Here is a 19,385-nt window from a genome sequence, read left to right as displayed (position 1 = left end):
GCCCATGCTGGGCGTACCACGAGAAAAAGGCTGCGAATCGCAGCCTTACTTACCGGCATCCGAAGACCAGGCATCCGATTCGATTACAAGGTGAGGCCATGGTACCACGCGGTTCGGCGAATGTCAACCTTATTATTCAAATTTTCAGAAAAGACGTGAAAATCCTTTCCCTTCCGTCAATCCTTGACCGAGCCTTGCATCAACCCGGCGATAAATTGCCGGCTGAACAGGCTGAACACGACAATCAGCGGAACCGTCGCCATTAACGTAGCGGCCATAACCATGGAATAGTCCGTGCTGTATACGCCGTTCATCGAGGCGATGAGCATCTGGATCGTAAATTTTTCTTGCACCGAGATGACGACGAGCGGCCACAAATAATCGTTCCAGGACCCGAGAAACGTAATGATTCCGAGCGTCGCCAGCGCCGGACGCAAAATCGGCAGCGCCACCCGCCAGTACAGATCGAACGAGTTGCAGCCGTCGATCCGGCCGGCGTTGATCAATTCGTCGTGAATGACCGACTGGGAATATTGGCGCATCCAGAAGATGCCGAACGCATTCGCCGCTCCCGGAATGATAAGCGCCTTCAGCTCGTTGATCCAGCCGAGCTTCTGCATAATGATGAATTGGGGAATGAGGCCGAGCTGCTGCGGAATCATCATCGTCAGAAGCAGGAACAGGAACAGGAAGCCTTTCGCCGGAAATTCGAATTTGGCGAACGCAAAGCCCGCCAGCGAGCAGAAAAACAGAACGATCAGCGTATGGACGCCCGCCACGACAACGCTGTTGCCGAACGATTGGAAGAACCCGACATGATCCAGCACTTTGTTGATATTGACCAGCAGCTGGTCGCCCGGCAGCAGCCGGGGAGGAAACCGGAATATATCCGAGGTCGTCGCGGTAGCCATGACGAGCAGCCAATAAAACGGAAAGAGCGAGAGGACGGCGCCGGCCAACATACCGGCGTAAATGCCGATCGTACCGAGCCTTTCCGCCAGTCTTCCCCTGAATATGCCGCCCGTCCCGGGCACGCCCGCATTCGGCTGAAGCGGCACGCCTTCATGGTTCGCCGTTCCCATCAATGCGTCTCCCCTTTCGAAATAAATTTCCAGTTCAGAAAAGAGAAGACGCCGATGATCAGGAAGAGCATCCATGCGATGGCCGAAGCGTAGCCGAACAGCTGATTGCCGAACGCCTGGCTGTACAGGTAAAGCACGAGCGTCAGTCCGCCTTTGGTCGCTCCTCCCGTATTGCCGACGAGAATCATCGGCTCGGTGAACAGCTGCATGCCGCCGATCGTCGAGAGGATGACGGTGAACAGAATGATCGGACGGAGCAGCGGCAGCGTAATGCGGAAAAACTGCTGCGTTCGGCTCGCGCCGTCGATCGTCGCCGCCTCGTACAGATCGCCCGGCACCGCCTGCAAGCCTGCCAGATAGATGATCGCGTTATAGCCGGTCCAGCGCCAAATGACCATCAGGGAAATGGCGACCTTGACCCAGAACGTATCGTTGATCCAGTCGATCCGTTCAAGCCCGAGCGCCTGAAACAGGCTGTTGATCAGGCCGAACTGCGTGCCGAAGAACGATCCGAATATAATCGCCACCGCCACGATCGAAGTAATGTTCGGCAGAAAAAAGACCGCCCGGAAAAAATCTTTGAACTTCATAAAGGCCGCGTTCAGCAGAAAGGCGATCACAAGCGCCAGAAACAGCTGCGGCAGCGTCGATAAAACCAGATGACGAACGTGTTGCCGACCGACTTCCAGAAATCCGGATCGTTTGCAAGCAAATTCCGGAAGTTGCGCAGGCCGACGTACTTCATCTCCCCGAGCCCGTCCCATGCGTGAAACGACAAGTAAATCGAGAACAGGATCGGGAACAGCCCGAACACGAGAAACAAAAGGTAAAAAGGCGAAATCATCGCATAAGGAGCGGCGTATTTTCTCCATCCCTTCAAGCTGCCATCCCTCCTTCGGCAATTCGGATCGGACAGGCGTCAGCGGCGGCGGACAAGAGACGGGAACCCGCATATCGGCTCCCAGCCTTGCCCGCCCGCTTTCGCCGGCTTCGTTGATTACTTGTTCTGGAGCTTCGTCTTCGCCTTCTCCACAAGCGCCCAAAATTCCGTTTCCGGGTCCTTCGACTTGTCGACCGTAACCGCCTGCATGCCGTCGCTGATAATGTCTTCCACCGTTTGGTAATTGGGGCCTTTGCGCTGCACCTTGACGTCCTTGGCGACCTCGGCGAACAGCACGCCGAGCTTCTGTCCGCCCCAGAACTCAAAGCCCTGGTTCGTAAACAGCTCGTCCCCGTAAACCGAAGGCGTCGACGGGAAGTTGCCCGTCAGCTTCGCGACCTCCAGCTGCTGCTCCGGAGCAAGCAGCCAGGAAATCGCCTTGTACGCTTCCTTCGCATGCTTCGTTTCCTTCGGAATGAGCAGGAACGAACCGCCCATGTTGCCCGTTCCTTCGGGAATTTTCGCCGCACGCCACTTGCCCTTCGTGTCCGGCGCGCGCGTCTCGACATGTCCGCGTCCCCAGGCGGCCGAAATGTAGGTGGCAATCTTGCCGGAGTTCAGCGCGGCCGAATATTCCGGGAGCGCGTTCTTCTGATCGTAGGCGCCGGCAATTCCCATTTCCCGCGCTTTGATGTAGTACGACAGCGCTTTCTTGATTTGCGGATTTTCCTCGATAATTAACCGGTCTTCCTCGTCAAAGTAGAGCTGGTCGCCCTGATCGCGAATCGCGCCGTACAGCTCGTAAGGGTTGGAGAGAATATCGGCGCCGGTCTTTTCTTTCAGCACTTTGCCCGCTTCGAGAAATTGATCCCAGTTTTGAATTTGCGCCGCCACCTCTTCCGGCTCGGACGGCAAGCCCGCTTGCTCGAACAGGTCTGCCCGGTAATAGAGCACCATGGGACCGATATCCGTCGGCAAAGCGAGCTGCTTGTCCCCGACCATGGACTGCTTCCATTTCCATTCCAGATAGTCGCCCGCCAGCTCCTGCGCCCCGAATTCATTCAGATCGTAGAACTTGTCCGGATATTTCAGAAACTGGTCCAACTGCGAAATATCGACCATCGCGATATCGGGAGCGCCCGAACCGGCCGACATGGCGGTCAGCAGCTTCTTGTGCGCATCCTCCCATTTGTAAATTTGCGGTACGACCTCGATGCCGGGATTTAGCCTGTTGAACTCCGGAATAATTTTTCGAAGGCCGCCCCTTGCCAAAACCACATCTGAAGCTTCACTTTCTCGCCGCTCTTCTCCGGCTCGGCGCCGGCCGAATCCGCCGGATCGCCTCCGCTTCCGCACGCCGACAGCAGCAACGCCATAACCAGTATCGCCAGCATCCAAGGTTTGCGCCTTCCCGATCGTTTCATCCGCAACACTCCCCTCTTATGATCGACAGGCTTGCGAAGTAAGCCTTGACAAAAAGTATAGGTTTCGGGCATCCGGGGCGACAGATGACGAATCTTCGATTTCTTGAACTATTGTTAGGTAATTGTACTGGTCAGGTATTTGGCGTACCGAGGCGGTAATCGTTCGGCGACAAGCCTACGACCGTTTTGAACAGACGGCTGAAGTAAGCCGGATCGCGGTAGCCGGTCAGCGCGCACACTTCATAGATTTTCAGATTCGTTTCGCGCAGCAGCCGCTTCGCTTCGGTCAGACGGTAATGGGTAAGATACTGCGTATAGGTCATGCCCGTCTCCTGATGAAACAGGTTGCTCAAATAATTGGCGTTCACCTGCCGGGCTTCGGCGAAATCGGCGAGCAAGGCGCTTCCGGCATACTCGCTGCGCACGTAATCGAGCAAACTGCGGACGATAGGCGACAAACGGGCTTCGGAGCCGCGGCGGGACACCTCGGTGAAACCGAGCTTCACCATGCTGCGGATATACATCAGGCTGAGATCTGCGAGCTCCCGGGTCGACCCGCCGCAGCCGGTCCGGATCGGCAATCGCAGCTTGTCCTCCATCCAGGCGGATGTTTCCGCCGTCTGGCGGTCCCAGGCTTCCCGGTCGAACGAGACGGCGAACAGCACGATCGACACCAGCCGCTCTTCCATGCAAACGACGGGCACGCCCAGCCTGCAGAACGCGTCGTATGCGCCGTTCCGGATGAAGGAGCGGACCGACGTTTCGCCGAACGACCGCAAATCTTTTGTGGAAAAGGAGATCAGCGCGATGCGCTCGAAGGGCGGAATGAGCCCCTCGTCAAACTGCGGCAGCGGAACGCCGTGCAGCAGATCGTGTACCCGCTTCTCCAGCAGCGCCTTGCTGCGGATCGTATTGACCTGATAGGAGTGGCGTCGGAGCCGGTATTTGCGGCTGGCCGCTTCGAACACTTCCGCGAGCTTATGTCTGGAAAGCGGCTTGAGCAGGTAGCCCGATACCTGGTGCTCGACCGCCCGCTGGGCGTATTCGAATTCGGCATATCCGGTCAACACGTATACTTCCGTGTCCGGATAGCGGCCGCGAATCGTGGCGGCCAGCGCCAGCCCGTCCATTCCCGGCATCCGGATGTCCGTAATAACAAGATGCACCTCATGCCGCTTCAGCAGCTCCAGCGCCTGCTTCCCGTCAGCCGCCTCCAGCACCCGGTCCGCGCCTTCCATCTGCGACAGCATGCGCCGCACAGGCGCCCGCACGTTCGGCTCGTCGTCGACGACAAGTACAGTAAACATGGCATTCCTCCTTCAATGACCGGCGATCTGTTTCTCCGCTTCCGCCCACAGCCGTTCCGGATCGGCGTTTTCGCTTTCCAGACGGCGCAGCGCCTCCCGGACCGCGGCTTCCCCTTCGATCGTACGGACGCGCTGTTCCGTTCGAATCGCCGGGCCCCGGTAATGCAGCACGGCGGATGTGTAGATTTGCCCTGTCGGGGCATTGTTGAAAAACGGGTCCTGCAGCCCGCTCAGTTCCGGGGAACCGTACAATCGGGGGGTAGAGGGAAAGTTTCCGCTCTGCAGAAACCCGTCGAGCTGCCGATCCGGCGACGTCAACCAATCCGCCAGCGCATAAGCCTCCTCCGGATACCGGCTCGTCGCCGGCACGGCCAGAAACGTACCGTCCATAATCGACGGCCCCTCCGGCGTTCGGATCATGTCCCACTTGCCGAACGTTGCCGGCGCATTCGTCTTCATCGCCCCGTGAAGCCATGACGGTCCGATGACGGCCGCATAGCGGCCTTCAACCGCGCCGCGTGCCCAATCCGGCGTCCGCGACGGCAATCCGGCGCTCAGACCGAGGCTGTGGAATCTGACGGCACGATCCCACGCTTTCCGGATGAGCGCCAGCCGGCCGTCCTTTTCCGTTTCCCCGGAGCCGGACCGGCTCGCAGGCTGCGTGCTGTATTCGTGCAACGATGCCGTGTACACGCTCGTCACGTTATCGACCAACGCCACGTCGAGCTCCCGGCGAAGCTTCAAACCCCATTGCTCCAACGTTTCCCAATCGCTCAGCGCTTCCGCCGCCTCCTCGCGGCCGGACGGCAGGCCGGCTTCGGCAAACAGATCGTGGCGATACGCGATCGCCACCGGGCCGATATCCGCCGGCAAACCGAACAGAAACCGTCCTTCGTCCAGTTCCGCCTGCTCCCGCTTCCAATCCAGATACCGGTTCCGGTCGGCGCCGAAATCGTACAGATTGTGAAAATATCCGCGAAACGCCTCAGCCTCGCCGATCTGGTCCGCATCGAGCAGGACGAGGTCCGGCGCCCCCGAACGGCTGGCAAACGAGGACAACAGCTTGGGCACGACGTCCTCATACCGGACGTACACCGTTTCGACATCGATATCGGGCCTAAGCTGCGAATAATCTTCAATCAGCTTTTCCATTCCGTTTCCTTGCCACAGCCAGATCGAAAGCGTCTTCTGCTCCGGCCGCGACTTGAGTTCGGGCAGCGAAGCCTGCGGCATACAGGAGTTGAGAAGCGCCGTCAGCGTCATCAGCGTCATCCACATCGTCAGCGCCATCGGCGACGGCAGTCTGGCGGCAGCCTTCCTAGCGATCATCGGCATCCCCCCCTTCCGCTTCCCCCGCTTGGCCAGCGCGCGCTCCGGCTTCGGCTTCGCCGCCGTACGCTTCCTTTCCGGCGCCGGCGGCCCGCCCGCCATGCATAAGCTTGTCCTGGCCGGTTTCCTTGTCTTCGTTCAGCGGCAGCGTCAACGTTACGCCGAATCCGCCAAGCGGGCTGGCGAACAGCCGCAAACCGTACGGCGGTCCGAAAAAGAGCGGGTCTGGTGATGCAGGTTCGACAGCCCGATGCCGCCGGCGTTGGCGTCTTCCCTTCTTTCCAGAGCGATGCTCGCTTCCAGCGCTCTCAGCCGGCCGGCCTCCATGCCCGCCCCGTTGTCCTCGACCGTGCAGTGCATCGTTCCGTCCATGCGCCTGATCCGGACGCGGATCAGCCAATCGCCTTCCGGCTTCCGCTCGAGCCCGTGGCGGAACGCATTCTCGACGAGCGGCTGCAGCATGAGGCGGAACACCCGCTGGCGGCCCAGTCCTTCCTCCGTCTCCAGCTCGAAGCGGAAACGGTCGCCGTAACGGGCGCGCTGCAAAAACAGATACCGCTCCAGCTGGTCGAGATCGTCGCGCAGCGTCACAAGCTCGGACGACGGATGAACGCTGTAGCGCAGCAGCTCGCCGAGCGCAATCGTCATGTCCTGCGCTTCGCGGGGTCTGCCGTCCTCGATCGTCCAATAAATCAAATTGAGCGAATTGTACAAAAAGTGCGGGCGAAACTGGGCCTTCAGCGCAACCAGCTGCGCCCGCTGTACGCTGATCTGCTGTTCCGACAGCCGGTCGATCAGCTCCTTCAGCTGGTCGAGCATCCGGTTGTAGTTGGCGTACAGCAGCGAAATTTCCATGCTGGCGAACCGCATGCCGAGCGGCCGCACCCCCTCTCTGCCGAGCCGGTTCATGCCAAGCGCCAGCTGCCGGATCGGCTTCGTCAGCGTCCAGGCGAAATAGCCGACGAGAATGAGCGCCAGCGCCGCGCCCGAAGCGATCGTCAGCAGCGCGGCGCCCCACATACGCGTCGTATCGCTATACACGGCCTCACGGTCGAAGTAGGCGATCGTCGTCCAGCCGGAATACGCCGACTTCGCATAGGTAACGTAGACGCGCCGCCCCTCCTCCCGCGTCGTCCAGTCGAAGAAGAGCGGCCCGCTGCCTGCGAATTTGGCGAACAGCCCGATATCGGCGGCCGTCCCGATCTCATCCGGGACGGTCGAATAAACGATGTTGCCAAGCGGGTCCATCACCTGCACTTTCCGTTCGATCGGCGGCGGCGTTTCGGCAATGACCCGGTTGATCCTGTCCACGGGCACGACGACGAACAGATCCCCGACAATATGCAGGTCGTCCGCATTTTGATTTTTCTCGCCCCGATAATGGCCGGAATTTCCCCGTCCCGCCATGCCGGCCCGTATACCCACAGCATATGGCCGTCCATCGTCGCCATTTTGGCGTACCACGAAATGGCGGCGACTTCGTCATAATTGCGCCAGAACAGCTGCAGCGCGTCGGTCGACGCATAGGCGCGGCCGGCCGTGTCGAACAGATGAATGAGCATGTCGCCGGCAATATGGCGCGTTCTTTCCCCGAGATAACGGTTCAAGCCGACAGCGTCCGGCTCCTCACGGCCGTATCCCGCTTCGGCGAGCGTCCGCTGCACCCGGCTGTCGAATACGACGAGATGGGTGAATTGGTCGTACTGGCGCAACAGCACATCGATCTTGTCGGAAAGCTGCTCGACCGACTCCTGGGTATTGTCGGCCATCCGGTTCAGCATCGTCTGCGAATTGAAACGGTAATTGAAAAAATCGTCAACGCGATCACAAGCACCGCAATCAGAAACATTCCCGCCCATAGTTGCGCCAGAATCGGCAGCGGACGGCGAATGGCACGCATCATATCCCTCCTCGTTCGCCTTCGCCGCCGCTACAGCCACTTGGCCAGAAAAGCCATCGCCTCCGCCCTCATCTCCGCCGTCTCGTAATGGCCGGTCGGATAGCGGAGCAGTTTCCAGGCTTCCGGCGCGCCAAGCTGCCGGTATGTCCGGTCAAGCTCCGCCTCGATCCGGTCGAGCCCGGCCGCCGGCGTCAAGGGATCGTAAATCCCCGCCAGGCTGAGATGGGGACGCGGCGCGATAAGCGCATTGATCGATGCCGTCGTGAACGACTTCAGAAGGCCCGGGACGTAATAATAGATGCCGTGGCGGTCCAGTCCGCGCGTTTCGAGCAGAGCCTGAAAGTCGGTCAGGCAGCACAGGTCCACGCATACGCGAATCCGCGGTTCCAGCGCGGCGGTCCACCACGCCATCGTGCTTCCCATCGACATGCCGATCGTGCCGATTCGGGCAGCATCTACATCCGCCCGTCCGGTCACGTATTCGACCGCCCGGAGACTGTCGTACACCATCATCCCCCACATCACTTGTCCGCGCCAAAGCATCTCTTTAAAAATTTCACTTTCGCTTCTGCCGCTTCGTTCTCCGAACCCCCAGGCGTCAATCGCCAGCGCCGCATATCCTTGTCTCGCAAGCGCTTCCGCATATGGCGGATGCTGCAAGTAAACGTTTCCATTTATCAGCTCGTCTTTCCCCAACCGATAATTTCCCCCGTGGGAGTGATGGAAAAGAACGACCGGATACGGGCCTTCCGCATGCTTCGGCTTGACGAAATAAGCCGGCACCGGTTCAATGCCGTTCAGTCCGAGCGTCAGCTTCTCCAGCACGTACGTTTCCCTGTCCTCGATGGCGACGAGCTTGCTCGTCAAGGCCGATTTCGGCGGCAGATCGCCGAGCATGGCATACAATTTTTCCCGCTGCTCCTGACTCATTCGATGAATCCCTCCTCAAAAGGTTACAGCTTTGCAAGCTGTGTATTCATTTGTGGCATGAAACGGAAAACGTGTCAAGACGGCCGGGCCGGCCATATGCTGAGCATGGCTGAGCATGCCGAACGAACGATGCGCGAACCGGGACGGAAAGCCGAAGCATAGAAAAACAGGAGTCCCTGTCCAGAACTCCTGCTCTTATTTTCCTTTATTATTGCACGGCAACGGATGACCGAATTTCCGCCGTACGGCGGAGCTCACGCGTATCGGGTTATCGCGTTCAGCTCATCCAGCTTGCGCTTCAAAATCGGCGACTTCTTCCTCGGGCTGGTCGGCCAGCCGGAATGGCTTACGGCGACCAGCGAGCGCACCTCCCCGCCTTCGGAAGCGTCAGCGCAAAGCGCGTCCCCCGCCGCCGCCGTCCAGCGCGAGGCTGCCGCCATGCTTCTCCGCGATATGCTTGGCGATCGTCAGGCCAAGGCCCGAGCCGCCGTCTCTCTGGCGCGCGGCGTCTCCGCGGGCGAACGCCTCGAAGACGCGGTCGCGCAGCTCCGCGGCAATGCCGACGCCGTTGTCGGCGACCTCGAGGCGCGCTTCTTCCGGCCCGTCGACGAGCGTCAGCCGCACATGCGTCCCCGGCGGGTTGTATTTCAGCGCGTTCGCGAGCAGATTGGAGACGGCGCGGTACAGCAGCTTCGCGTTAAACGGCACGACCACCTCCCGTGCAGGAATGTCGCATTCGAACACAAACCGCTTCTCCTCGAACAGATCGTAATAGTCGACGGCCATCTCGCGCGCGAACTCCGCAAGATCGCCATCCTCCTTGGCGACCGGATAGTCCGGGCTCTCCAGCTTCGCCAGCTCGAACACGTCGTCGATCAGCTCGGCGACCAGCTTCGTTTTGCCGTGGATGAGGCCGAGCGTCCGCTGTCGTGCGGTCTCGTCCTTGATTACGCCGTGCTGCAGCGCTTCGACGTAGCCTTGGATCGTCGTGATCGGCGTCTTCAGATCGTGCGAAATATGGACGAGCATCCGCTGCTTGCTCTCCGACAGCAGCCGATTGTCCGCTTCGGCCTGCTCCAGCTTTTCCGCCATCTTGTTAAAGCTCACCTGGAGCTGCGCCAGCTCGTAGTTCGCCTCGACGCGAAGCCGCTCATGGTACCGTCCGTCCGACACGCTGCGTATGCCTGCGGCAATCGCGCTTAACGGGTTCGTCAGCCTGACCGCGGTCAAGCGGCTGTATACGTACACGTTGATCCCGAACAGCACGGCAAACAGCGCCCCCGTCTCGGCCAGAGCGCCCCAGAAAATCGCCTGACTGCCCTCCGTCCTCTCGTAGACCGCGACGTTCGCCTTTACTTGTTGTTTCGGCAGTCTGACCAGGACGTAACGCCGCTCTCCGGCATTCGTGACGAACGGGGCGATGGACGTGTAATACGGATTTTCGGCCGTATCGTAAAATAACGCGTTCAGTTCCCGTTCCGTATAAGACGCTGCCGTCCCGTCCTGCTTCTCTCCCCTGATTTCCACGATCCGCAGCCGTTCGTCGAGAATTTCCGCCCAGCCGCCCACCGCTTCAATCGCATCCGTCGGGATGTCGGCCGGATCCGAACGGACGATCGCATGCGCTTGCATCAAGGACATATCCCCGGCGGGCATCCGCCCGTTTGTCCTTTCCACGAAAAAAAGCAACAGCACAATCAAGCTCAGCCCGAGCGACAGCGAAAAAAACACGTAGTTGCGGAGCAGCATCCCGGACAGCTTCTTCGGTTTACGGCGCATTCAGCTCATCCTTTTGGCGAATCGGTATCCGAGCCCGCGAACCGTCCTGACGTAAAACGGCTCCCGCGGCGAATCCTCGATCTTGTCCCGCAGCCGGCTGATCTGCACCATAACCGTATTGTCGTCCGCGATATACGGATCGGACCACACCTGCTCGAAAATTTGCTTTTTCGTATAGATGCGTCCCGGCTTGCTCATAAACAGCTTCAGCAGCTTATATTCGATCGCGCTCAGCGCGATCGGCTCGCCCCGCTTGTACAGCATGCAGGCCTCATGATCCAGTGTCAGCTCGCCGAGCCTTGTTTCGGCGATGTCCGCGTCCGCCCCCGTCCCCGCCGCCCCGGCATCGTTAAATTCGTACGTTCTTCGCAGATGCGCCTGAATGCGAGCCACGACCTCCAGCGGACTGAACGGCTTGGCAATAAAATCGTCCGCTCCGAGGCCAAGCCCGGCGATTTTGTCCGCCTCCTGATTTTTGGCCGACAAGACGATCACCGGCAGCTTGGAATGCTTGCGTATCCATTGCAGCAGTTGGAAGCCGTCCACATAAGGCATCATGACATCGATTACCGCCAGGTCGATCGAAGCGCGCGCGAACAGTTCCATCGCGGCTTGCCCGTCATGGGCTTCGAGGACGCGATAATCCGGCTCCAGAAATAGCTTCAGCATCTCCACGATGTCCTGCTCGTCGTCGACCAGCAATATCGTTTTGCTCATCGTTCCGTCACCTCGCTACTCCAGTATTGTTCGCTCCGCCGAGCCTATCTCCTGCCGTGTAAGGTTATTGTAAGAAAAGTGAAAGAAGGCGGAAAGGCGAGGCCTCTATACTGGGCGTTGTTGCAACATTTCATCAGGAAAGAGGTCGTGTTATGGCAGAAACAGAGTTATTAAGCAACAAATCGGTCCGAACATGGCGGAAGCGTCTAGTCGCAGCGATCCGGCGGCCGCCTTCGCTGACTCCGGGCTGGAAAGGGGCATCGATCGCGCTTGCCGGCGTGGCTTGCATCATGTTTTTCGTGCAAGGCTACCATCTGATCGGGACGCGCGGGCCGGCGGATTATTTGATCGGAACCATAGTGTTTCTGCTCGCCGTTGCGTTGATAGCCGGCGCCATTGCGGGGGTGCTGCACTTTGCCAAGCGGATGCCTTCGAGGTATATGTGGCTGGCGCTTGCCTCCTTCATCCTGCTGTTTATCAGCTTCATCGGTCCGATGAACGTCATGTTTATCGTAACCTTGTCGGTTCTGATCGGCAGTTCCTTATCGGGAGCGCTGGCGTACCGCTGGATACGGGGATCGTATCGCGGAGCGAAGACGATCTCGAAGGCGGCGGCCGGGATCGCGACAGCGGCGGCCATCGGCTTTACGGCGTGCGCGGGAGTATGGCTGCTGGATAACGGCAGGGCGGAATTGGCGAAGCCTTACCGGCTGTCGGCGATGAAGTCGGCCGACCGTTATCCGGCGACGCTGGCGAATCCGGCGGAACCGGGGCCGTATCCGGTCAAAACATTAACTTACGGCAGCGCAAACAGTTACCGCAAAATATTTAACGCGGATGATTCGCTCGTCACGAAGCAGGTGGACGGCTCGGCTTTTGTGTCGAACTGGTCCTCCCTTCGCACCAAAACGTTCGGTTTCGGGCCGGAGGCCATGCCGTTAAACGGGCTTGTCTGGTATCCCGACGGAGACGGGCCGTTTCCGCTTGTGATGATCGTACACGGCAACCATCTCGCCACCGATTATTCGGACCCGGGCTACGCCTATTTGGGCGAGCTGCTGGCGAGCCGCGGTTATATCGTCGTGTCGATCGACGAAAATTTCCTCAACACGTCGCCTTACGACGACTTGTTTATGGTGAACGTGCTGGAGAAGGAAAATCCGGCGCGGGGCTGGCTCATGCTGGAGCATCTGAACGTATGGAAGGAATGGAACGGCACAAAGGGCAATCCGTTCTACGGCAAAGCGGACATGAGTCGTATCGCGCTGATCGGCCACTCCCGCGGCGGCGAGGCGATTACGGTGGCGGCGACGTACAACAGGCTGCCGTCCCCGCCGGAGAACGGCAACATCAGGTTCAATTACAACTTCGGCATCCGTTCCGTCATCTCGCTGGCAGGTACGGACGGTCAATATGAGCCGGCGGGCCGGCCGACGGAGCTCACCGACCTGAATTACCTCGCCCTTCAAGGCGCCCACGATATGGACGTCAGCTCCTTTGCCGGAGCGAACCAGTATAGCCGGATCGGCTTCACGCCCGGCAGCGATTATTTCAAAGCGTCGGTCTATATTTACGGAGCGAACCACGGACAATTCAATAACGCATGGGGCCGGAGCGACGCCCCGGGACTCGGCAACCTGCTGTACAACAGAGCCCAGCTGATCCCGCAGGAAGAGCAGCTGCAAGCGACGAAAGTGCTCGTCTCGTCCTTCCTCGATGCGACCTTATACGGAAAAAAAGAATACCGCGCCGTCTTCCAGGATCTCGGCCACGCGCGGGAATGGTTGCCGGACACGATGTATATCGGCGACTATTCGGACTCTCGGACGAAGCTCATCGGCGCCTTCAACGAGGATATCGATCTCGGCACAACAACGCTGCCCGGAGGAAAACTGGTCGGAGAACGGCTAACGGAATGGAAGGAGGAAAAGGTCGAAATGAAATTCGGCCCCGGCCTCTTCAGCGCCGTTCGCCTCGGCTGGGACCGCGGGACGGCCGGCGGCACTCCCGCCTATACGGTTGTTCTGCCGGCTGACGGGATAGACATCCCGCCGAACGGCACGATCGTCTTCTCCATGGCCGACCGTGACGATACGAAAAAGACGGGCTCGCAGGAAGAGCTTGTCGATCTGACCGTGCAGGTCGCGGATAGAAGCGGCAACACGGCGTCTGTGCCGCTAAGCAGCGCCGGCGGCTTGCTGCCGATGCTTGAAGGCGGCATCGTGAAGCGGCCGTTCACGTCGCTGATGCCCACCAAGGAGCCGGTATTCCAAAGCTTCGCGTTCCGGCTGGCCGATTTCCAAAGCGCGAATCCGGCGTTCCAGCCCGAGCGGCTCAGCCGAATCAGCTTCATATTCGATAAAACCGCCAAAGGCTCGATCTATTTGCGCGATATCGGCATCCGCGACGATGCCGACGCCAGCGGCCCGTGAACGGGCGCATGAAAGAGCCCATGGACGGGCCTGAACAGACCCATGAACAGGAGCAAGAACAGGCCTATGAACGGGCGTCTGGCGGCACATATGAATCCATTCAAGAGAGGAGAAATGGGCGATGACCCTAACGGCAATGTTGAGAAAAAGCTTGCTATCGGCGCTCGCGACGATTACGGTCGCCGGCGCGGCCTTGCCGGTGGCTTCAGTTTCGGCTTCGGCTTCGGCAGCTCCGGCAGCTTCGGCAGCTTCGGCAGCTTCGGCGGCAGCGCCGCAGGACAGGACGGCGCCCGGACATAGCGCCGCTGCGCTGAATGCCGAGGACGTTGAGGCGTTTGCGGATGCGTTTTTCAGGCGTCCGGATATTCAGGCGATGGAGGTGCCCGGCGCGGTATTCGTCGTCGTCAAAGACGGCAAAGTGCTGCTGCAGAAAGGGTACGGAACTACTGAAGTGAAAACCGGCAAGCCGGTCGACCCGGAAAAAACGGTGTTTCGCATCGCTTCCGTTTCCAAGGTGTTTGCCGCTACGGCGGTCATGCAGCTTGCGGAGCAGGGCAAAATCGATTTGCGGCAAGACGTGCAGCAATATATGGGCGGCGTCAAATTGAGGAACGATACCGGCTCGCCGCTAACGATGGAGCATCTGCTCACCCATACGACCGGGTTCGACGTCGTGGACCCGCCTCCGGGCGACATCGTCACGGCCGATCTGTCCGCCGTTACGCCGCTTAAGGATTATGTGATCAAGACGATGTCTGCCGTCGTACGCCAACCCGGCGAAGCTTACAAATACGATAATTTCGCTTCCATGCTGCAGGGCTACATCGTCGAGCAGGTATCGGGCATGCCTTTTCATCAATATGTGCGCGACCATATCTTTAAGCCGCTGGGCATGGAAAACAGCCAATTCGTGATGACGCCGGACATGAAGGCGAATCTCGCAGTCGGCCATACCGCGACGGGCGAGAAGCTGCCGCCGTACAACACGGTGCCGACCGATATGCCGCAGGGCAGCATGATGACGACGGGAAGCGATATGGCGAAGTTCATGCTTGCGCAGCTCAATGAAGGCAAACTCGGCGAAGCCCGGATTCTCCGCGGATCAACCGTCCAAGACATGCAAAGCGTGCACACAGCCATTCATCCGAAGGTGCCGACGATGACGTACGGCTTCGAGCTTCCGTACGGCAGAGCAAGCGAGCCGTATGTGATCTCCAAAGGCGGCGATATGCCGGGCTTCACCTCGTGGATGTGGCTGATCCCCGAGCATAAGGTAGGCGGGTTCATCGTGTACAACAAAAATTCCGGGTTGCGGACGGAGCTGTTCAACGCGTTTATGGACCGGTATTTTCCATCGGACCGGAAGCCGGTTTATTTGAACCCGGACAAGGAGCAGCTGGCGCGCTTCGAAGGCACTTACCGCGATTTGCGAATCGCTTATTTGACCGCGCGGTCAAGGTGAAGGACGACGCGCTTGTTTACGAGGATTTGATGGGCAGACATAAGCTCAAGCAGATCGATCGGCTGCTGTTCGAGGACGAGCAAGGAAGACCCGTCGCGTTTCAGGAGGACAAGAACGGAACGATCCGGTTCTTATCGTCCGCAACCAATCCGTCCGCATGGTGGGAAAAGCTGCCGGAGCCGGACCAATTCAAGGATGTCGGCCCGAATCATCCGTATGCAGAATATATCGAAGGGCTGCAGCAGCTGGAGGTGATTCGAGGCGGACGGGAAGATGCCTTCCGGCCGGACGAGCCGCTGACGCGCGCGGAATTCGCCGTATGGCTCGCCCGTTGGCTCGGAGCCGCCCCTTCGGCGGAGCGGCCGCCGTTCGCCGACATCGCCGAACACCCGGAGGCCGGCATGCTCAAGACGTCGATAGACGTCGGCTTCGTAACCGGCTCGGACAAAGGCTTATTCGAACCGGACAGGCCGATCGCGCGCCAGGAAGCTGCCAGTATGGTTTCGCGGCTTGCCGGGCTGATCGGCCATCCCGCCAAGCAAGCGAAGCTGGCCGAAGGCAGCTCCCCATGGGCGGCAGACGCCGTCGCCAATGTCGTCGGCAGCGGCTTCTACGGCCCGGACGTTAAGCCGTCCCCGGACGGCACGGTCGATTACCGGCCGAAGCAGGCGATGACGCGCCAGGAAGGGGCCGCCCTGCTATACCGCCTGGCGACGGCCAGCTTGCTGCTGACCGGCTCCGAGCCGCCGGGGACGAAGCCGGACTAAGACGGAACGCAGCAGGCAAGATCTGAAGGAGCTGTCCAGATACACCATGGATCATATCGTGGAAGCCTCCATCAAACGGAAAATGCCGATGGCAGCGAGGAGCGGACGGTGAATTCCGGACCGTAATCCATTCGCCGCTTGCAGGCGGAATGTTTGTCGCGCGAAAGCTTCGTATCTTTATTCTTATGCAGGAACCTGACCGCGATCGGTCAGGTTCCTTTTTTTGCAACGTTTTGGCAACAACACTTCGGCTATAAAGAATAGAAGCTCTCGGCATTAGCCAAGGGCATTATCCATTCCACCACTTCCTAAACCAACCGCCGCAAGCTCGAACGAGTCCATCGGCTGTGGTGGTGGGATGGTAGGATTACTCCAACGTGTACGTTTTTTCCTTATTCGTGAAAATTCGGTGTGCCTGAAAGTCAGCTTGTCTCCCTCGCGGGAAACGAACTGCAGACCGTCGCCGCCGTAGTTCGCATCCATCTTGTCGTAACCGTCCACGATGGCTTGCTGGTCTTCGGGCAGCAGTTCCCGGTAGAGCGGCACAGCTTTCTCCGTTGCCCGGTCCACGAGCCATAGCGTGCCGTGCGGATGCGCCCGTACGAGCAGAATATCCTCGAAAGCTTCCTCGACCGAGAACGCTTCCTCCGTCTGGCTCTCCCCTTTGAGCCCGGTGATCTCGCCAAGAGCCATTCGGCTTGCCTCCGTCCCGTCCGGATTCGCGAAGAGGATGTCCGATCCGTCGGACAGGATGGCCTGCCCGTCAAACACGGGCTTGTGCCGCACCGGCGTACCGCCGACAAACTCTGCTTTGGCGCTTGCGGTCAGTTTTCCATTCGAAATCAGGTACTGATAGTCGGTTTCCATAAATGCTATTTTTATAATATCTTTCACCGTGAACAGCCAGTTGTCACCACCGAGAGAGACTAGAGCAGCCGGGTTCAGCCCCTCCGGATCCGGCGTCTCTTTCGCCTGCCCGACGAGAACGGACGGTGTCCCTTGCTTGGCCGCATAGATGTTGCCGGTAGCCGGCTCGATCCACATATACTGCCGGCCGTCCTTGGCCATGATGAACCGATCATTATGGTTCACGCCGACCGACTTTTGCTTCGCATTCCAGGAGATGTCCATATCGAGCGCCGCCGTGACGAACCGGAGCGGCACATAGGTGACGCCCTGCTTGACGACAGGCGCCGCGTCGAGCGCCACCCGCTTCCCGTTCACCGTCGCCAGCGTCGAGCCGAGCTTCATCGTGACCAGCCGGTCGGCCGTCTGCACCGTCACCGTCTTCGTCTTGGCATCCCATACCGCCGCCCCGTCGATAAGCCCGCTCAGCTCCCGAAGCGGCATATAGACGCGGCCCTCGCGAACGAGCGGTGCATGCTCCATCGTCAAAGAAGTTCCGTTCCAGACGATTTCGACGCGTCCGGTCTCCGCTGCCACTGAATGGATGGGCGTCATTCCGGTTAAAAGTGCCGCCAAAGACACGATAGGAAGCAGTTTTCTCATTCGGATCCACCCTTTCTATTCCTTTGCTTTAATAACGTCAACTAAATAAAAAGGGTTGCTTATGCATTTTAAAATTTATCCACTCTAATTTTGGCTTGTAAGTCCCCACAAACTACAAAGAGGAGCAGGCAGATGCATATCCAGTATATCAATCACCAACGATGTAAGTTGTTTTCAAACAAAGGCCGACGCGCGCAAAACGCACAGACAGCCTTCCTCCGTTAAAGCGATTCGATGATCCCTCTTGCCATCCATACGCCGGCCGCGCCCGCCTGGGCAAGACCGCGCGTAATGCCCGCGCCGTCGCCGCCGCAGTACAGCCCACGGATCTCCGTCTCCAGCCGTTCGGTAAGCTTGGGCCGCGCGGAATAAAATTTGGCTTCCACGCCGTAAAATAACGTATGCTCGGAAGCGATTCCCGGCGTGACGTGATCGAGCGCCTCGATCATCTCGATAAGGCTCTTCATCGTATTGTACGGCAGGACAAGCCCGAGATCGCCCGGTACGGCCTCCTTCAGCGTCGGCTCCAGGAAACCTTCCCGAATGCGGCCTTCCGTCGAACGGCGTCCGCGCAAAATATCGCCGTACTTCTGAACGATGATGCCGCCGTTCGACAGATCGTTCGCCCGTTTGCAAATTTCTCGCGCATACTCGTTCGGCTTGTCGAACGGCTCGGTGAACTTGTGCGACACAAGCAGCGCAAAATTCGTGTTGTTCGAGCCGAGTGCCGGATCCTTGAACGAATGGCCGTTCGCCGCCATGACGCCGGTATGGTTCTCCACGACGACATGACCCGAAGGGTTGCTGCAAAAAGTGCGCACCCGCGTGCCGACCGACGTATTGAACACAAACTTGCCTTCATACAAATGTTCGTTGATTTCCCGCATCACGATATCGGACGTTTCCACGCGGACGCCGACGTCCACCTGATTATTGAACATTTTGAGCCGGCGCTTCTTCAGTATGCCGCTCAGCCAGCCCGAGCCGTCGCGCCCCGGCGCAATGATGACCCTTTTGGCCTCGTGCGTCTCGCCGTTTTTGAGCACAATGCCGCGAATACGGTGGACGCCGTCCTCTTTCTCCGTGACGATATCCTCCACTTCGGTTTTGAACGCCATATCGATGCGCGGCTGCAAATATTCGTAGATCGATTTCAGAATCTCCAGGTTTTGCTCCGTTCCCAAGTGGCGCACTTGCGCGCGAAGCAGCTTCAAACCGGCCGCATAGGCCCGCTGCTCGATGCTGCGGACCGTCTCTGTCGTCGGATCGGTGATGACCGTCGTCGCGCCATGCTTCAAATTGAGCTCATCCACATATCGGATCAGTTCCATAACCTTCGACGGGGCCAAATAGTCCGTCAGCCAGCCGCCGAACTCGGTCGTAATATTGAACTTGCCGTCGCTGTATGCGCCTGCCCCGCCGAACCCCGCCGTAATCGAGCATGCCGGAACGCAGCCCGCGAATTCCTTGCGTCCGCTGGCCGGCGGACAAAGCTTGATTTTCTCCTCCAGAATCGGGCAGCGGCGGCGGTAAATATCGTGGCCTTTGTCGACCAGCAGCACCTTCAAATGAGGCGCTTTCAGCGTAAACTCGTAACAGGCGAATATCCCTGCAGGACCCGCCCCCACGACGATGACGTCATATTTGCTCATGGTATCTCCCCCCAAACACAAAAAATCCCGGCTATGAAATAGGATACACGAATCCTCCTATTCGTAGCCCGGGATTTACGGTCCCTTGTAGAAACCCTCAAACCGTATTATTGAGGATATACGAACCACAGCTTTGCATATGAAACGTTTAGGTCAACAGTTGCTATTGTAATGAATAATCACGAATAAGTCAATATATCCTATGCCTAATGTTC

17 protein-coding genes, 1 pseudogene and 1 riboswitch are annotated in these 19,385 nt (G+C 58.9%); of the genes and pseudogenes, 3 read left to right on the top strand and 15 right to left on the bottom strand.

Annotated features, from left to right (window positions below; all coding sequences use genetic code 11):
* Positions 1-176: 176 nt before the first annotated feature.
* The 13 genes and pseudogenes from PACILC2_RS16050 to PACILC2_RS16010 all read right to left on the bottom strand — a co-directional run bounded on the left by PACILC2_RS16050 (position 177) and on the right by PACILC2_RS16010 (position 11,348).
* Entirely contained in the window at positions 177-962 is a 786-nt protein-coding gene (locus tag PACILC2_RS16050) for a carbohydrate ABC transporter permease (protein ID WP_235593457.1), read from the bottom strand.
* Between the two features lie 119 nt (positions 963-1,081).
* Positions 1,082-1,926: pseudogene (locus PACILC2_RS16045) on the bottom strand (carbohydrate ABC transporter permease).
* Between the two features lie 153 nt (positions 1,927-2,079).
* Entirely contained in the window at positions 2,080-3,240 is a 1,161-nt protein-coding gene (locus PACILC2_RS16040) for an extracellular solute-binding protein (protein ID WP_244863566.1), read from the bottom strand.
* On the bottom strand, positions 3,186-3,386 hold the full coding sequence (locus PACILC2_RS27090; RefSeq protein ID WP_244863565.1) for a hypothetical protein: 201 nt from the start codon (positions 3,384-3,386) through the stop codon (positions 3,186-3,188). The genes PACILC2_RS16040 and PACILC2_RS27090 overlap by 55 nt, the downstream gene beginning before the upstream one ends.
* A gap of 131 nt (positions 3,387-3,517) precedes the next feature.
* Entirely contained in the window at positions 3,518-4,693 is a 1,176-nt protein-coding gene (locus tag PACILC2_RS16035) for a response regulator (protein ID WP_213529468.1), read from the bottom strand.
* 12 nt (positions 4,694-4,705) lie between these two features.
* A complete protein-coding gene (locus PACILC2_RS16030) occupies positions 4,706-6,022 on the bottom strand; it encodes an ABC transporter substrate-binding protein (RefSeq protein WP_244863564.1) in 1,317 nt (438 codons plus the stop codon).
* Complete coding sequence (locus tag PACILC2_RS27085; protein WP_244863563.1) at positions 6,012-6,218, bottom strand: hypothetical protein; 207 nt, start codon at positions 6,216-6,218, stop codon at positions 6,012-6,014. The genes PACILC2_RS16030 and PACILC2_RS27085 overlap by 11 nt, the downstream gene beginning before the upstream one ends.
* Positions 6,179-7,339, bottom strand: a complete 1,161-nt coding sequence (locus tag PACILC2_RS27080; RefSeq protein WP_244863562.1) for a sensor histidine kinase — start codon at positions 7,337-7,339, stop codon at positions 6,179-6,181. The genes PACILC2_RS27085 and PACILC2_RS27080 overlap by 40 nt, the downstream gene beginning before the upstream one ends.
* Entirely contained in the window at positions 7,270-7,791 is a 522-nt protein-coding gene (locus PACILC2_RS27075; RefSeq protein ID WP_244863561.1) for a hypothetical protein, read from the bottom strand. Before PACILC2_RS27075 ends, PACILC2_RS27080 begins: the two co-directional genes overlap by 70 nt.
* A gap of 5 nt (positions 7,792-7,796) precedes the next feature.
* Positions 7,797-7,925, bottom strand: coding sequence for a hypothetical protein (locus tag PACILC2_RS28045; RefSeq protein WP_280515330.1), 129 nt, complete (start codon positions 7,923-7,925; stop codon positions 7,797-7,799).
* A gap of 27 nt (positions 7,926-7,952) precedes the next feature.
* Positions 7,953-8,852, bottom strand: coding sequence for a dienelactone hydrolase family protein (locus tag PACILC2_RS16020; protein ID WP_213529466.1), 900 nt, complete (start codon positions 8,850-8,852; stop codon positions 7,953-7,955).
* Between the two features lie 387 nt (positions 8,853-9,239).
* Positions 9,240-10,631, bottom strand: coding sequence for a sensor histidine kinase (locus PACILC2_RS16015; RefSeq protein ID WP_244863560.1), 1,392 nt, complete (start codon positions 10,629-10,631; stop codon positions 9,240-9,242).
* A complete protein-coding gene (locus tag PACILC2_RS16010; RefSeq protein ID WP_213529465.1) occupies positions 10,632-11,348 on the bottom strand; it encodes a response regulator transcription factor in 717 nt (238 codons plus the stop codon).
* A 152-nt stretch (positions 11,349-11,500) separates the two neighbouring features.
* Here PACILC2_RS16010 and PACILC2_RS16005 point away from each other — a divergent pair, with 152 nt between their 5' ends.
* From PACILC2_RS16005 to PACILC2_RS27065, 3 genes are all read left to right on the top strand, one after another.
* Complete coding sequence (locus PACILC2_RS16005) at positions 11,501-13,780, top strand: alpha/beta hydrolase (protein WP_213529463.1); 2,280 nt, start codon at positions 11,501-11,503, stop codon at positions 13,778-13,780.
* A gap of 121 nt (positions 13,781-13,901) precedes the next feature.
* On the top strand, positions 13,902-15,242 hold the full coding sequence (locus PACILC2_RS27070; protein ID WP_244863559.1) for a serine hydrolase domain-containing protein: 1,341 nt from the start codon (positions 13,902-13,904) through the stop codon (positions 15,240-15,242).
* 29 nt (positions 15,243-15,271) lie between these two features.
* Entirely contained in the window at positions 15,272-16,009 is a 738-nt protein-coding gene (locus PACILC2_RS27065; protein ID WP_244863558.1) for an S-layer homology domain-containing protein, read from the top strand.
* A 276-nt stretch (positions 16,010-16,285) separates the two neighbouring features.
* On the opposite strand, the gene PACILC2_RS15995 is transcribed toward PACILC2_RS27065, so the two are convergent.
* Entirely contained in the window at positions 16,286-17,518 is a 1,233-nt protein-coding gene (locus PACILC2_RS15995) for a copper amine oxidase N-terminal domain-containing protein (protein ID WP_213529461.1), read from the bottom strand.
* Between the two features lie 221 nt (positions 17,519-17,739).
* Positions 17,740-19,170 (bottom strand): NAD(P)/FAD-dependent oxidoreductase, encoded by a 1,431-nt coding sequence (locus tag PACILC2_RS15990; protein WP_213529459.1) that lies wholly within the window; start codon positions 19,168-19,170, stop codon positions 17,740-17,742.
* A 44-nt stretch (positions 19,171-19,214) separates the two neighbouring features.
* A riboswitch (purine riboswitch) is annotated at positions 19,215-19,314 on the bottom strand.
* Positions 19,315-19,385 lie beyond the last annotated feature (71 nt).

Source organism: Paenibacillus cisolokensis (assembly GCF_018403665.1).
Lineage (GTDB): Bacteria > Bacillota > Bacilli > Paenibacillales > Paenibacillaceae > Paenibacillus_AH > Paenibacillus_AH cisolokensis.
This window is presented reverse-complemented; position numbering and strand designations above follow the sequence as displayed.